The 15,480-nt window shown below is 53.4% G+C and carries 7 protein-coding genes; 3 read left to right on the top strand and 4 right to left on the bottom strand.

Going from position 1 to position 15,480, the window contains the following annotated elements; all coding sequences use genetic code 11:
- Positions 1–32: 32 nt before the first annotated feature.
- The 4 genes from UNDKW_RS17795 to UNDKW_RS17780 are packed head-to-tail and all read right to left on the bottom strand — an operon-like array spanning position 33 to position 4,311.
- Positions 33–860, bottom strand: coding sequence for a bifunctional 2-polyprenyl-6-hydroxyphenol methylase/3-demethylubiquinol 3-O-methyltransferase UbiG (locus UNDKW_RS17795; RefSeq protein WP_162059769.1), 828 nt, complete (start codon positions 858–860; stop codon positions 33–35).
- Entirely contained in the window at positions 857–1,741 is an 885-nt protein-coding gene (locus UNDKW_RS17790) for a transporter substrate-binding domain-containing protein (protein WP_162059768.1), read from the bottom strand. The genes UNDKW_RS17795 and UNDKW_RS17790 overlap by 4 nt, the downstream gene beginning before the upstream one ends.
- Positions 1,738–3,819, bottom strand: a complete 2,082-nt coding sequence (locus UNDKW_RS17785) for a SpoIIE family protein phosphatase (RefSeq protein ID WP_162059767.1) — start codon at positions 3,817–3,819, stop codon at positions 1,738–1,740. Before UNDKW_RS17785 ends, UNDKW_RS17790 begins: the two co-directional genes overlap by 4 nt.
- A 48-nt stretch (positions 3,820–3,867) precedes the next feature.
- On the bottom strand, positions 3,868–4,311 hold the full coding sequence (locus tag UNDKW_RS17780; RefSeq protein WP_162059766.1) for an ATP-binding protein: 444 nt from the start codon (positions 4,309–4,311) through the stop codon (positions 3,868–3,870).
- A gap of 491 nt (positions 4,312–4,802) precedes the next feature.
- Between UNDKW_RS17780 and UNDKW_RS17775 the strand changes: the two genes are divergently transcribed.
- The 3 genes from UNDKW_RS17775 to UNDKW_RS17765 all read left to right on the top strand — a co-directional run bounded on the left by UNDKW_RS17775 (position 4,803) and on the right by UNDKW_RS17765 (position 15,469).
- Complete coding sequence (locus tag UNDKW_RS17775) at positions 4,803–5,489, top strand: hypothetical protein (RefSeq protein ID WP_232063031.1); 687 nt, start codon at positions 4,803–4,805, stop codon at positions 5,487–5,489.
- A gap of 102 nt (positions 5,490–5,591) precedes the next feature.
- Positions 5,592–14,423, top strand: a complete 8,832-nt coding sequence (locus UNDKW_RS17770) for a type I polyketide synthase (RefSeq protein ID WP_162059764.1) — start codon at positions 5,592–5,594, stop codon at positions 14,421–14,423.
- Entirely contained in the window at positions 14,420–15,469 is a 1,050-nt protein-coding gene (locus tag UNDKW_RS17765; protein WP_232063030.1) for a TauD/TfdA family dioxygenase, read from the top strand. The genes UNDKW_RS17770 and UNDKW_RS17765 overlap by 4 nt, the downstream gene beginning before the upstream one ends.
- The last annotated feature ends 11 nt before the right edge of the window (positions 15,470–15,480 follow it).

Raw genomic sequence — 15,480 nt, 5'->3', positions numbered from 1 at the left:
ATCGTCATGTTTGAATCATGTTTGAATCATGTCTATGTGGGTACAGCCACTGCACGTATGCCATAGCCGAGCGCCGCAGGCAGCAAGGGTAGCAGGGCTTCATCAAGCTTGCCCAACAGGTCATGCTGGGTGATCGTCCATTCTGGCAGCAGGCTTTCTGGTGACAGGGCGATGATGGTAAAGCCTGCTTCCTGCAATTCTGCACGCAAGCCGGCAACAGAGTACAGGTGATAAAAAAACTGGTGCGCCTGTTTGTCTATGTTGCGAGTAAAGAAAATATTGCCCGGTTCTTTTTGCGTATCACGCGCCTTGCCTGTCATGCGCTGCCAGTATGCTGCGAATAGCTCGAAGGGGCGGCGGCGGAAAATGCTGGGTACGCTGAGCACCAGCTTGCCTTCAGGCCGCATCAGGCTGCGCAATTGCCTTAGTGTGGCCAGCCTGGCGGTATGGTCGCCAACATGGCTGAGCACACCAAACATCAGCATGACAAGGTCATAGTCGCCTTGCCCATTGAGGACTTGTGCGTCACCATCAAACAGCCGCATGCGCTCTGCATGCGGATTATTCTGTAAAAAACGTGACAGCTCGGCTATCGCCGCATGTGAGATATCAAAACCGGTCAGCCTCGCGTTGGTTTGCTGTAAAAGGGGCAGTGCATAGCGGCCATTACCGCAACCAAAATCGAGTATGTCTTTTGCCTCTCTAGCGCCATTATCAAACAGGAAGTGCATGGTGCCCTGGTTGGGCTTGGGATAGCGCTTTTCATATTCATGGCTGGTGTAATAGCGGTCGTACAAATCCGTCATCGCCTCGGCGATTTGATGATTATCACGGACCGGTGCTGGGAAATCATCTTTCACAGGCATTCTTTCGGTGTGCTGGGGCTGATGCTGTCACCGCATAACCATTTGTCGCCATTTTTCTTGTTCCAGGTCTTGTGCATGTCATCGAGAAAGCGTGATGGTGGTATGGACCAGGTTTTTTCTACTTGCTGCAAATAGCCATTCCTGTGCCAGTTGATGATGGTCTTGGACAGGTATTTTTCCAGTTCGCCACCGCGCTCTGCCGGGGCAATCGCGATGGACCATGGCGTCGTGAAAATCGTGGTCATGGGCATGACAAAGTCATTGGCCCATTCAGGGGCTCGCAGCATGGCGGCAATAGCCGTATCGTCATACACGAGAGCAGCACAACGGCCATCGCGCAAAGCCTGCTTGGACCAGTCGTTGGAATACAGGGCGACTACATCGGCACCATAGGTGACAGTCACACGGCGGTTATAAAAGGCACCACGACGGCTACAAACGCGGCGGTTCTTGAGGTCTGTCCATTCCTTGAAGTTTTCGCTCTTGCGGGTCAGCAGGTTCACGCCTGAACTATAGTAATGTGGCAGGATGAGGTTCAGTTCCTTTTGCCTCTCCGGCGTATCAGTAAGAGTGGCAATCAGGATATCGACCTGGCCGCTTTTGACGGCGTCTATGCGTTCAGCCGTCAGCACGCCGACCAGTTCCAGTTGCACGCCAAGATCAGTGGCGATGTTTTGCGCAAGGTCTGGCTCCATGCCTACGATTTTGCCACTGCTGTCCTGATAGCCCCACAGCAGTACATCTTTCTTGACACCGACGACGAGTTTGCCGCGCTGCTTGATTTCTGCCAGGCTGGTGGCCTGAGCAGCACAGTTCAGCATCAAAAGTGCGCAACACAAGCCAAGGCTAAAGATGGTGGATTTGAATTTCATCATGATGCCTGCTGACCTTCTTGTGGTTTATTGTCGGCCACACTATTTTTCGCAAAATGAAAATGTAGGGCGACACAGGTAATATCATCCGATTGCGGTGCGCCATTCGCGTGCAAATCGACATCGGCAACGGTACGATTGACGGCTTCATTGACATCGGCAATGGGGCGATTCGTAAACAGGGGTGGCAGGCGCTCTGGTGTGTATTCTTCATTCTGCGGGTTGAAGGCTTCTGTCACGCCATCGGTATAGATAAGTACGTAATCACCTTCCCGCAATTGCACAGTTTTTTGCGCAAAGGGGATGCCTTCCATGATCCCGAGTGCACTGCCACCAGTCATGGGTAAAAATTCTGTCGTGCCATCCTGATGTATCAACAGCGGTGGTGGGTGGCCGCCATTGACATAAGTAAGTATGCCAGTGGCCGGATCAAGCACAGCATAAAAGGTGGTGACGAAGATGCATTCATCATTGTCTTCTGCGAGGATGTCATTGGCAATCGCGATGATCTCGCCAGGCTCGCTGACATTGCGGGTGGCGGTCGCACGTATCAGGGTTTTCGATACCATGCCAAATAATGCTGCAGGTACACCCTTGCCGCTGACATCGGCCACGACTATGCCGGTCTTGCCATCGCCGAGTGAGAAGTGGTCATAGAAATCACCGCCCACTTCCTTGGCTGAACGCATGATGCCCCATAAAGAAAACTCTTTTTCATCGGGCCAATGGCGCGGCAGGATCGATAATTGCATATTGGCTGCAATATCCAGTTCCTGCCGTATGCTGACAAGTTGCAGGCTTTGCTTAAAGGCTTGCGAGATGGTTTCAAACCAGGGTTTCCAGCTGCCTGGTACTGCCGGTATCGGTGCCGGGGTGAACTGGCTTTCTTGCGCGATATGTGCCACAAGCTTGGATGCCGGTGAGATGAATTCACGCGTGGTCACGTAATAAGTGACGACCATCAGCAGCGTCAGGCCCAATACCACCAGCAGCATGATGGGGCCACGTTCCCACAAGAGGTTTTTCCACAACTGGTTCCTGGGTACGACATACACGAGTTGCCAGGGGGCTGAGATAAAGGGGTGGCGTATCAACAGATAATCGCCCATCTCGACGGCCTGGTTGGCGGGTATGTCGGTCAGGCGTTTGCCGTCAGTGAGTATGCCAGCGGGCATGATTTTTTCCAGCTTTTGTGTCGCTTGCACTTCAAGCGCATTGGCATAGGCATCAGGGTGGGCCACCACTTCACCATAGGCATCGACGAGAAAGACTGTGCCTGGCTGGTAGGCAAAGTCGGCGTTGATGCGGTTCAGGTAATCGAGGCTGGTATCGATGGATACCACGCCACGGAATTTGTCGTTATGGTAGATGGGCGCAGCCGTTGGCACCAGCAAGCCAGTGGCTGTACCACCGTAATACACTGGTGCCCAGTATTTTTCGCCGGTAGGGTTTTTCTCAGGGGTACCCATGAGCCAGGCCTGGCTTTGGTATACCTGGTCACTATGTGGACGTTTTGCTGCATCCAGCCAGGGGTAAGTGTTGGAGAAGTTTTCTACTGAGATGAAACGACTTTCGCTCGCATTCGGCAAGTTGAAGGCAATCGCCTGGAAGACCTGATTCAGGTTCAGCGCCATTTCCACGTCGAGATAAAATTCAGGTGTGCGGCCTTGCAGTTTGCCCAGGCCGTTCAGGTTGCCAGTGGCATCTTTTTCAGGTGCCTTGTCGAGATCAAAACTCAGCTTTTCCTGTTCCAGCTTTTTGAACAGGGGGGAGTGCCCGGTATCTGTTTCTGCCTTGCTAAAAGCAAGTGGGGCGCTATCGTAGAAATTGGCCGCCGAGATGCGCATGGCTTCGAGACTGTCCAGTGATGAGCGCAGGATGAATTCAACGAATTGTCCGTGTCTATCAACGTGGCCTTGTATGACCTTGATTTCTTCGGTGTGTTTTTGCCGTATCTGGAACAGGAAAAAGCCCATGGTCAGTACGACGATGGCGATATAGGTGAAGCCAACCAGCCGGTTATAGTTGCGGAAGAAGTTGATATTATTTTTGTGGCTGGCTGGCGGCGGCGTGCTGGGCATTTTCTGGTCCGGTGTCTGGGTATCTTTGGTCTGTTTGCTGAAAAATGATCAGGACGGGAAACTCTTGCTAAAACGCACTTCATTGATGTCACCATCGCGGCGATAGGCAAAACTGTCAGCCATCTTCCTGACAAAATGCACGCCCAGGCCGCCTATATCGCGCTCATCGACATCGAGTGTGGTGTCAGGCTCGGCGATAGAGAAAGGGTCAAAGGTGGTTGCGCTGTCGCGGATGATAACTTCAAGGCCATTCGTAGTCGCCAGCACGGTCACCTCAATTTCACCACTGTCATCATCGCCATAGCCGTGCATGACAACATTGGTCAATAATTCATCCAGCATGAGGACGATACTGTTAATCATGCGTGCCGGTATGCCGTGACGGTCTGCCCAGCCACGCAGTGCCTCGGTCAGGCTCTCTATCTCCGGTATCAGGCCGGGGATGATATGGTGGAATCTGGCTGTGCCCGGCGCTGCTTCTTCACTCGACATCTAAGTCTCCTCGACGATGATGAGCCTGACAGGTGGATAAAAACCAGGTACAGGCCAACAATGTGATGCACGCATGGCTCCTGGCTGACATCGCCTGCACGTCCTGGCTTTCAGGCCCTTGCCGCTCGGATATTCAATGTAACTTGTTGCAGATAGAAAATGCCAATATAAACAAGCAGGGCAGGTGCAAGGTTAAAAACTGTTAAATGCAATCTTCTCAAAATATCGCTGACAAAGCCGGAACATCCCCCTCGGCTAGAAGGAACTTCAGCGACATGAAAAAAACTGCAGGAGCATACATTGTCCGGGCAGCTTATTATTCCCGTGCCGGAATTTTTTGTCGATGATTTCTAACGCAAATTAACAGATTTTTCGTGTTTTCTTCACAATTTTTTTTATCCTTCAATAAGTGTTGTTTGCCCGCATTCATATTGCTGTCAGGCTCCCAGATCGGTTAAACTTTTTGCATCGACTTAGCCGGTAAAAAAACAATGAATGCTCAGTGGTTTTTTCCTACCCCTTATTGTCTTTTCGTGCGTTTGTCTGTGCGCCGCGAGCGCTATGTGCAATTCAAGGAGCTGGCTGGCAAGGTCGCTTTCGCCTACCAGCAGCATAGCCGCCGCATGCGCTGGATGGCCTACGCCACGGTGGCTGGCCCGGCCAATTATGTGTATATCATGCTGCCCCTGGCAGAACTTGGTGACATGGACCGCATGCCTTCACTGGACCAGGTTTTGTCTGATGTTTATGGTGCTGACAGCGTAGCCTTGCTGGAAAAATTCCAGGAAAGCGTCTTGCAGATGGAAAGCTTTGTACTCAACCGTGTCAATGACGGCATAGACCCGATAGAGCGCGAAACCCCGCCACCCTACCTGTATTACCTGAACCTGCAAGCGCAGCCAGGGCGCATGGGGCAACTCATGCAAAACCTGCAGCAGCTAGGCGTAGCCACTGCTGGCAGTCCCCTGTTCTGTTTTGCCACCTTTGCCGGGCCGGTCAGACTGCATGCTTTTACGATGGGCAATACCATCGCTGAGCTAGGCGAGGTCGCCACGCTGGAAAGACGGGTCGTGCAACACTACGGGTCTGACGAAGGCTATAAGGTCATCGCCCAGATACATGACACGCTGGTTGATATCGACGCCTCAATACTGCGTTACATAGGCCATCTGGATTGAGATGACCATGCATACCAGGAATTTCATTGTGATGTCGGGCTTGGATGCAGAATACTTTAATCAATCTATTGCCTTTGGGCATGATCTGATTTCTCGCTCATCATGAGTACTGATATGGATAAAGCCACACCAGAGTCTGGCACTCAGGTGGCAGGACATGCAATTGCTGTCATCGGCATGTCATGTGTTTTTCCTGGAGCGGCTAATATTGAAGCTTTCTGGTCACTGCTTGAACAGGAAGCATGCGCCGTCAGACCCATACCGCCAGAGCGCTGGGATGCAGCGGAACTTCCTGCCTCTGCCGCGCCGTATGCTGCCTTCATTGACGATGCAGCCTGTTTTGATCCGGCGTTTTTTGGTATCTCCCCCAAGGAAGCAAGCGCGCTGGACCCACGTCAGCGCCTGACCCTACAACTGGCCTGGTGGGCGCTGGAAGATGCGGGCATCGCTGCCGACAGCCTCAAAGAAAGCCGCCTGGGCGTTTTCATCGGTGCAGTCAATGGCGAATTCCTGGGCAGCTTTGCCCATACCGACGATGTAGAGTCCCACATGGGCATAGGCATGTCAAATGCCATCATCGCTAACCGTATTTCTCATGTATTGGGTTTGCGCGGTCCCAGCATGAGCATAGATACTGCCTGTTCATCGTCATTGGTCGCTGTGCACCAGGCCTGCCGCAGCTTGCAGGCTGGTGATGCCGACATGGTGCTGGCCGGTGGCGTCAGCCTGATGTTAAGGCCAGACAGCAGCGTGGCACTGGGCAAGGGGAGTATGCTGGCCCCGGATGGCTTGTGCAAGACCTTTGATGCATCAGCCAACGGTTATGGCCGTGGTGAAGGTGCTGGCCTGGTCTTGCTCAAGCGTCTGTCAGATGCGCTGGCAGATGGTGACCGCATCCATGCCGTCATACGTGGTTCTGCCACCAACCATGACGGTGTCTCCAACGGTATCACTGCCCCCAATGGCCTGGCGCAAGAAAATCTGATACAGGCAGCGATTGCCGATGCTGGCTTGCCGCCATCATCCATACAATATGTAGAAGCACATGGTACTGGCACTTTGCTGGGTGATCCTACCGAGACCCGTGCTCTGGGGCGCACCCTGGGCCAGCATCCACGGCAGACACCTCTGCTGATAGGCTCAGTCAAAACCAATATCGGCCACCTGGAAGCGGCTGCCGGTATCGCAGGTCTGATCAAGCTGATACTGGCGCTCAAGCATAAAAAAATACCCGCCAGCCTGCACTACACCCAGCCTAATCCGCACATCAATTTTGAGCAATTGCGTTTGCAGGTGGTGGCTCGTAGTACTGACTGGCCAAGTAATCCCGGGGCTGGAGCGAGGGCAGCTTCCATCAGCGCCTTTGGCTTTGGTGGCGTAAATTGTCATGTCGTGCTTGAAGAATTTATTCCTGCACCAGTAGCTGGAAATTCGCAAGCAGGTGAGCCAGGAATTTTTCTCTTGTCAGCATCCAGCAACGAAGCCCTGAGCTTGCTGGCGGAGCAAACAGCGCAAAAACTGCAAGCTGATGCCCATCAAAATTTTGCCGCCATCTGTGCCTTGTCTCAGCATGGCCGTGCGCACCTGCGTCACAGATTGGCGCTGGTGGCGGCAAGTGCCGGTGAGGCTGCTATGCAGTTGCATGAGTGGCTGGATCAAGCCCATGCTGAGCAAGTCGTCACTGCTGTAGCAGCCAGAAGACCGCCCAAACTGGCTTTCCTGTGCCCCGGTCAGGGATCGCAGCGGCCAGGCATGGCCAGGGGTTTATTCCAGTTCGCCAGCTTCCGTGCGACCATCGCTGAAGCTGATGCGGTGTTGCCCTGGTCGCTAAGCCAGTTGCTGCTAAACAATGATGGAAATGTCGACCAGACTGCTTATACCCAGCCAGCTTTATTGGCGCTAGGTGTGGGTCTGGCGCGCCTGCTGGCTGACTACAGCATCAGGCCCACCGTACTTGCCGGACATAGCCTGGGTGAATATACGGCGGCAGTCATCGCCAGTGCGTTGAGTTTTGAGCAGGCACTGCGCCTGGTTGAAAAACGCGGCAGGCTCATGGGTGCCTTGACTTCAGATGGTGCCATGGCTGCGGTGCGTGCTGATGAGCAAACTGTAGTACCTTATCTGGCTGGCACAGATATCAGCATCGCTGCCGTGAACGGCCCGCAATCCGTGACTATTTCCGGTGCCAGAGATCAGCTGGATATACTCAGTCAGAAGCTGATTGCAGATGGCATACGGGTGCGCTCGTTGCGCGTAAAAACTGCTTTCCATTCTGCCTTGCTGGAACCCATGCTGGCAGAGTTTGAACAGGCTTTGCAAGATCTGGAGTGGCAACCTCTACAAGTGGCTGTGACATCGAATCTGACTGGTGAATTGCTACCCGTCGGCCATGTGTATGACACCGCCTACTGGTTAAAGCATACACGCGAAGCCGTGCGTTTTGCTGACAACATCGCGGCGTTGAGTAAAACCGGTATTGATACTGCACTGGAACTGGGTGCCATGCCTGTACTGTCTGGCATGCTTGACGATGTTGCAAGCGCCGATGCTATCAATATACGCAGCCTGCCTTGCCTGGATGCGACTCAGGATGACAGGGTCGCATTCCTGAAAACTGTCGCGCACCTGCATGTACTGGGTAGCAAGCTGCAATTCGCTGACAAAAAAAATACTGCGGCTGGCGATGCCTTGCCCTTGTATCCCTTTGCCAAGGATGTCTTTCCCCTGCGACTGGGCTTGAACAGCTTTAGTGGCGGCAGCGCGGCGGTGCCGTCGAGTAAATCTATCGAAATCAGCAAGCCATTGGCGGCAAGCACGCGCACGATCGTCAGCGATCCGCTTGCTATTCGCAAACGCATCATTGCCATCATCGCAGGCTTGCTGGCGATTGATGCCAGCAAGGTCGATGCCGCAGCACCCCTGTTGGAAATTGGTGCTGATTCGCTGATACTGATGCAGGCGGTGGGGCGCATAGAAAACGAGTTTTCGGTCAAGATACCGGTGCGCGCTTTCTTTGAGAATTTGTCTTCTATTGAAGCAGTGGCTGCGTATTTGGCGGAACAGCAAGTTGCTAAAGTACCGACTGATGAAGTTGTCGAAAAAGAGCTCGAAACTGATATTCCAATAGAACCTGCCACCAAACCCAAAAGCAATATCCTGCTCAGCACTAATCTGAGCGAAGTACAGCGCCAGCATCTGGATGAATTCAGCCTCAGCTATTGCAAGAAAACTGCGCTATCCAAACAACAGGCCCAGCAATACCGTCATGTGCTGGCAGATAGCCGCGCCTCGGCGGGTTTCCGTTTCTCCATCAAGGAAATGCTCTATCCCATCGTCGGTCAGCGTGCTGCCGGTTCCAAAGTCTGGGATCTGGATGGCAATGAGTACATCGATATCTCCATGGGTTTTGGCGTCCAGTTGTTTGGGCACGAGCCAGAGTTTTTAAAAGAGGCGTTGGCGGAAAGCCTGTCGCGCGGCATGCGCATAGGGCCGCAGTCAGACATGGCAGGCGAGGTCGCCAGCCTCATCAGTGAATTGACCGGCGTAGAGCGCGTCGCCTTTTGCAGCTCGGGCACAGAAGCCATCATGACGGCCTTGCGCCTGGCCCGGACCTTCACTGGCCGCAACAAGGTCGCGATATTCCGCGACAGTTATCACGGTCATTTCGATGGCGTGTTGGGTGAGGTCAATGATGACCCGTGGAAGGTGATACCGCGTGTGGCTGGTATTACGCCCGGTATGGTCAGTGACCTGGCCTTCTTTGAATATGGTTCGGTAGAGGCACTGGAATTATTGCGTGGCCGCCTGCATGAATTTGCTGCTGTGCTGGTCGAACCTGTACAAAGCCGTAACCCTGGCCTGCAGCCGCAAGACTTCTTGGGCAGCCTGCGTGCCATGACCAGAGCGGCTGGCAGCCTGCTGATCTTTGATGAAGTGCTGGTAGGTTTCCGCATACACCCCGGCGGTGCCCAGGCGCATTTTGATGTGCAGGCAGATATCGTCACCTATGGCAAGATTGTCGGTGGTGGTTTGCCGGTGGGCGTCATCGCTGGTCGTGCCGATATCATGGCGGGTATTGATGGCGGGCACTGGCAATATGGAGATGCCTCTTACCCGGCGGCGGATACGACTTTTTTTGCCGGTACTTTCAACAAGCATCCGCTGGTGATGGCAGCAGCAAAAGCAGTGCTGACAGAGATCAAACAGGGTGGCCTGGCTGTCTATCAAAAACTCAATGACAATACCGCCAGGCTGACTGCGGAACTTGATCAGGTTTTTGCTGCTGCTGGTGCACCTATACACATGAAGAATTTCGGCTCGCTGTTCCGCTTTGTGTTTAGCGAGAATCTTGATCCCTTCTTTTATCACTTGCTGTATCGCGGTCTGTATGTGTGGGAAGGGCGTAATTTATTCCTTTCAACCGCGCATACGGAAGATGATATCGCCCAGATAGTCAGCCGGGTCAGTGAGAGTGTGGCTGCCTTGAAGGCGGCAGGTTTTATTGCCAGTTCTGCCAACCTACCTCAAGCACAGAAGGTAGCAGAAGTAATCCTCCCTTTATCCAAAGCGCAAAAACAATTGGCGACACTGGCAGCCTTGTCTGAACAGGGTTCTGCGGCCTATGTCGTCAGTGTTGCCTTGGATTTGCAGGGCAATATCAATCATGCTGATATCACGCGCGCATTTACAAGACTGGTAGCCAGACATGATGCCTTGCGGGCATCGATAGACCTGGAAGCAGGTGTGCAGAAAATCGCAGCTCATGTGGAAGTAAAAGTGCCGCGCCATCAAGTCAGTGCCAGCACGCTGGATGCAGCACTGCAAAACAGCGTCGCCGCCAGTTTTGACCTGACGCAGGCTGGTGCCTTCCGCATAGATTTGTTTGAGCTTGATGACCATCATGCTGTGCTTCTGTTTGCTGCCCACCATGTTTTCATTGACGGGCAATCCATGCAGATGCTATTCGAAGAATTTGCAGCACTCATGAATGGCCAGCAGCCAGGCAGCAAACCGGACTATGCCTTATTGGCGCAACGCATGGCAGATGTTGGTTTATCGCCAGAAGAACAAAAACACAAACAATACTGGTTAAGTAAATTGCAGCACGCGCCAGTAGGCATAGAGCTGCCATGTGGTCATGCCAGGGCCAGCATGCGTGGTTTTGAAGGCCGACGTCTCACGTATGAACTTGACAAGGCCATCTTGCGCCAGCTTGAGCAAAAAGCGGGTAAGCTGGGCATGTCATCCAGTATGGCCTTGATTGCGACCTTTGTTGCGACGCTGCGACGTGCCGGGGCAGGGCGGGACATGGTCATCGGCGTGCCTTATTCTGGACGCGATGAAGCATTGGCGCACACGCCAGGTTATTGCGCGCATCTCCTGCCCTTGCGTCTGAATATTCCAGCGCAGGCGAATACCAGCACCTTGCTGGCAGAAGTGAAGCAACAATTCCTTGATGCCATCAGCCATGCCAATTACCCGTTGTCGCAACTGGTTGATGATCTGGGGCTGGCGCGTGACCCGGCCAGGCCGCCATTGGTGAATATCACCTTCAATGTCGATAAATTGACGACCATGCCCAGCTTGCCAGGCATGACGGTGCAGGCGTATTCCCTGCCGATACGCCATGCACGCTTTGACATAGGTTGCAATCTGGTCGATTGGCAAGATGGTGCGCGGGTAGAGCTGGATTTCGATAGTCAGTTATTTGATGCTGCGGATATGCAGGAATTGCTGGACAGTTTTGTCGCCATGATAGAACGCATGGCAGGCAATGATCAGGATTTTGATGAGCGTGTTGCTGCCAGGGCTGTCTGGTTGCCTGCCAGACCAGAATCAACTTCTGCCAAGCCGGGCTTGCTGCAAAGATTCCGTCAGTCAGTTGAGCAAGACCCGCAGGCCGTGGCTTTGCGGGTAGATGCAAATGAGCACATGACACGCCAGCAGCTTGATCGCTTATCAGACAGGCTGGCGCTGGATATTTTAAAGTCTGGGCAAAGTGCAGGGCCTGTGCTTTTGCTGCTGGGCCGCAGCCTGGCTTTCCCTGTCGCCATGCTGGCGGCATGGAAGGCTGGTAAAGCCTATCTGCCGGTAGATAGCAATCTGCCCCAAGTACGCGTGCTGGAATTGATACGACAGGCAAAGCCTTGTTGCGTTATCTTGCAAGATAATCAGGATGTGGGTGATGCATTGATAGAGAGGGATATTCCCTGTCTGCAATTGCCAGCCTGTCTTGCAGAGGTCGGTGTTCATGATCATCAGCCATTGTCGCTACCGGCCATCCATCCAGAGTCATGCTCCTACCAGCTATTCACTTCAGGCTCCACAGGCAAGCCCAAACTGGTTGCTGTGCCGCACAGGGCAGTTCAGCATTATCTCGATGCGATTATCGCCGCCTTTGATTTGCAGACTGGTTTGCGTTATGCCGTGATATCAACCTTTGCTGCTGACCTGGGCCTGACCACGGTCTTACCTGCACTATTTCATGGCGGCTGCCTTTCCATCATCAGCAATGCGCTTGCGCGAGATGCTGACGCTTTTGCAGCATTGATGCAGCAAACACCGGTCGATGTATTAAAGATAGTCCCTTCACATCTCGAAGCCTTGCTGGCAGCGCAGGACAAGGCAGCAGTCTTGCCATTGACGCATTTGATACTTGGTGGAGAAACTGCCAGTGTCAGGCTCTTGCAAGAGTTGAGTAAGCTGAAACCAGCTTGCGCCATCTTCAATCACTTTGGCCCTACCGAAGCGACCATAGGCGTCATGGTAGGCAAATGGCAGGGCGATTTGAGTGGCATGCGCTTCAGTCAACCTTTGGGTAATAACCGCATACACATACTTGATGCCGCAGCGCAGCCATGTGCTTTTGGCGAGGCTGGCGAGATTTATCTGGGTGGTCCTGGCCTGGCAATGGGTTATGTGGGCGTGCCCGAAGATGCAGCCAGCCCTTTCCTGTTTGCCGAAATCGCCGGCTTGCGTGAGCGCCTGTATCGTACTGGCGACCTTGCTGTCATGCATGCTGATGGCGGCATACAGATACTGGGCCGCAAGGATGAGCAACTGAAAATACGTGGCTATCGTATAGAACCGGCAGAAATCATCGCTGCCCTGATGGCGCAAGAGAATGTGGCAAACGCTACGGTGATCCTGCATAAGCCGGAATCTGGCCGTTCATATTTGCTGGCTTATGTGGTTGCTGCTGATCAGGAAACTTCGCTCAATACGCAAAGTCTGCTGGAAAAACTGCGTCAGCATTTACCCGATTACATGCTGCCGAAGGCAGTCATCGCCATAGCCAGCATTCCTTATACTTCCAATGGCAAACTGGACAAAGCTGCCTTGCCCAAACCGGATGCGGAGCAAGACTACTTTGAAGCAGAAACCGCCATAAGCTCAGAAGCAGAAGCAGAAGCAGTGGTACTGGCAATCTGGCGCGAACTCTTGCAACGCGAAAACCTGGGCAAACAGGCAGATTTTTTTCAAAGCGGTGGTGATTCTATCCTGGCGATACAAATGATCGCCCGTTTGCGCCAGGCTGGCTGGCAAGCAAAGGCCATGGATTTATATGCTGCGCCAGTATTGGCTGACTTTGTAAAGAAACTCTTGCCCACAGGTGAGATGGCTGGTGTGGATACCAAAGCTGAAGGCGTGTGTGGACTCTTGCCTGCGCAACTCAGGTTGCAAGAGCGGATGCAGGAAATACCAGTGCATTTCAATTTATCCGTCCTGCTGGAAATGGCAGACTGGGTTAATGCTGAAATGCTGGAACAGGCCTTGCAGGCGCTGATCGCGCAACATGATGCCCTGCGCCTGAGTTTTAGTAATGAAGCTGCGCATTTCAATGAACTTTCCAGTAAACCTGTTTTGCATCTGACAAAAGACTACCAGCAAGTGCAGGCTTCATTGCAACCTGCGCAAGGGAGTTTGCTGGCTGCGGCATGGACACCTGCAAGCGAAGGACGCGCATCGCAGCTTTTGCTCGCTGTGCATCATCTGGTCAGCGACGGTATCTCCATGCAGATTTTGCTCGAAGACTTGCGCCAGGTACTGCTGGATTTGCAGGCAGGCCGTGCCCCTGCACTAGGTAGAAAGACTGCCTCAGTACAAGCCTGGGCAGCACACCTGACGCGCCAGGTCAGCCAGGATGCTGTATTGGCAGAGGCCGAATATTGGGAAGTTTGCACCTCCATTCCTGCACCTGAATTACCTGGCAGTGGCGATGAATATGGCAGCGTTGCCGAAGAAGCGCAGGTCAGCGTCATCATGTCAGCAGAAATCACCAGCCGCTTTTTACAGGGGCTGCCAGATGCAATAGCGGAAGATATTCTCATTGCTGCCCTGACCCTGAGCCTTGGTGACTGGACAGGTGAACCTGTCGCCTATCTGGAACTGGAAGGCCATGGCCGACAACTTGAGCAGGGTGAACTGGATGTCAGCCGCAGCGTGGGCTGGTTCACCAGCCGTTATCCGGCCTGGTTTGACCTGACTGATATAGCCGCAGATTCTGCTGCCAGTGAGATTGCAGCGCAACGCAGCGATATCCCTAGGCATGGCTTTTCTTATGGTTTATTGCGCTATCTTGGCCCGGACAAAGTGCGTGCCACACTGGCACAAGGGCAGATGCCTGAGATCAGCCTCAATTACATGGGCCAGATCAATCCACCGCCTGATGATGTCTGCAAGCTCTTGTCATGGTCGCCAGACCGGCAAGACAGGGGGGCAGAAAGAGCAGGGCACTTACCACGCCTGCACAAGCTGGCTATAGAAGCTTGCATACTCGATGGTTGCCTGCGCTTGCTGTGGCAATACCATGCAGGCAGCTATCAGGAGCAGGAAATACGCAGCCTTGCGAAAAAAATGGCAGGGCATATCGCCAGTATCTTGAGCAGTAGCACAGCGACAGAAGCAAAACATGGGAAGGAAGAAATAGCATGAACACGATGCCCAAACCCGGACTGAATCTGCGCCGCCCGGCAGTGCGCCTGTCGGATGGCAGCCTGGTCGATAAGCAGCCCTTTAACATTGAATCTGGCTTGCCGCTGGTCTTGCGGCCACATGCAAAAGGCGTGGATTTGCTGGGCTGGATCAAGGATAACCAGGCACAGTTGCGGCAGGAATTATTGCAATACGGTGGCTTGCTATTCCGTGATTTTGATATGCGCGGCGTGCAGGATTTCCAGGCTGGCCTGAATGCCTTTGGCGTGCAGCTCATGAACTACATAGAAAAGGCCACGCCGCGCAAGCAGATAGATGGGCAGGTGTATACCTCGACCATCTTTCCGCCTGAACATGTGATTGCCCTGCATAATGAATTGTCTTATGTACGCCAGTGGCCGGGGCGCATCGCCTTTTTTTGTGAAGTCGCTGCCGAGACAGAAGGCGAGACGCCTATCGCCGATGTGCGCCGTGTATTGGCTGCGATAGATACTGAAGTCAAGGAAAAATTCCGTCGCCTGGGCTGGATGCTGGTACGTAATTTTGGTTCTGGTATAGGGCCATCCTGGCAACATTCGCTGGCGGTAGATACCAGGGAAGAAGCCGAAGCCTATATGCAAAAGTCAGACACGCAATGGACGTGGATGGAAGGCGACAGGCTGCGAACCAAGCAAATACGCTCTGCGATACGCTGCCACCCGCAGACCGGTGAAGAGCTATGGTTCAATCACATCGCCTTCTGGCATCCATCCAGTATGACAGATGAAATCCGTACTTCATTGACTGGCGACCTGGGAGTGGAAAACCTGCCATATAACACTTTCTATGGCGATGGTACGGTGATCCCGGACGAAGTGGTTGCCCACCTGCGGGCTGCCTATGATGCAGACACTGTCAAGTTCCGCTGGCAGCCGGGCGACCTGCTCTTGCTCGACAATATGCTGGTGGCGCATGGCCGTTCCAGGTTCACCGGGGAGCGCAAGATACTGACGGCCATGGGGGATGAAGTACGCCCGGCCAGTGTCTTGCCGGGTTCGATAAATTAAGCAATAACTGA

The organism is Undibacterium sp. KW1 (assembly GCF_009937955.1).
Taxonomy (GTDB): Bacteria; Pseudomonadota; Gammaproteobacteria; order Burkholderiales; family Burkholderiaceae_D; genus Undibacterium.
Note: the sequence above shows the minus strand (reverse complement) of the source record. Positions and strands in the feature narration are given on the sequence as shown.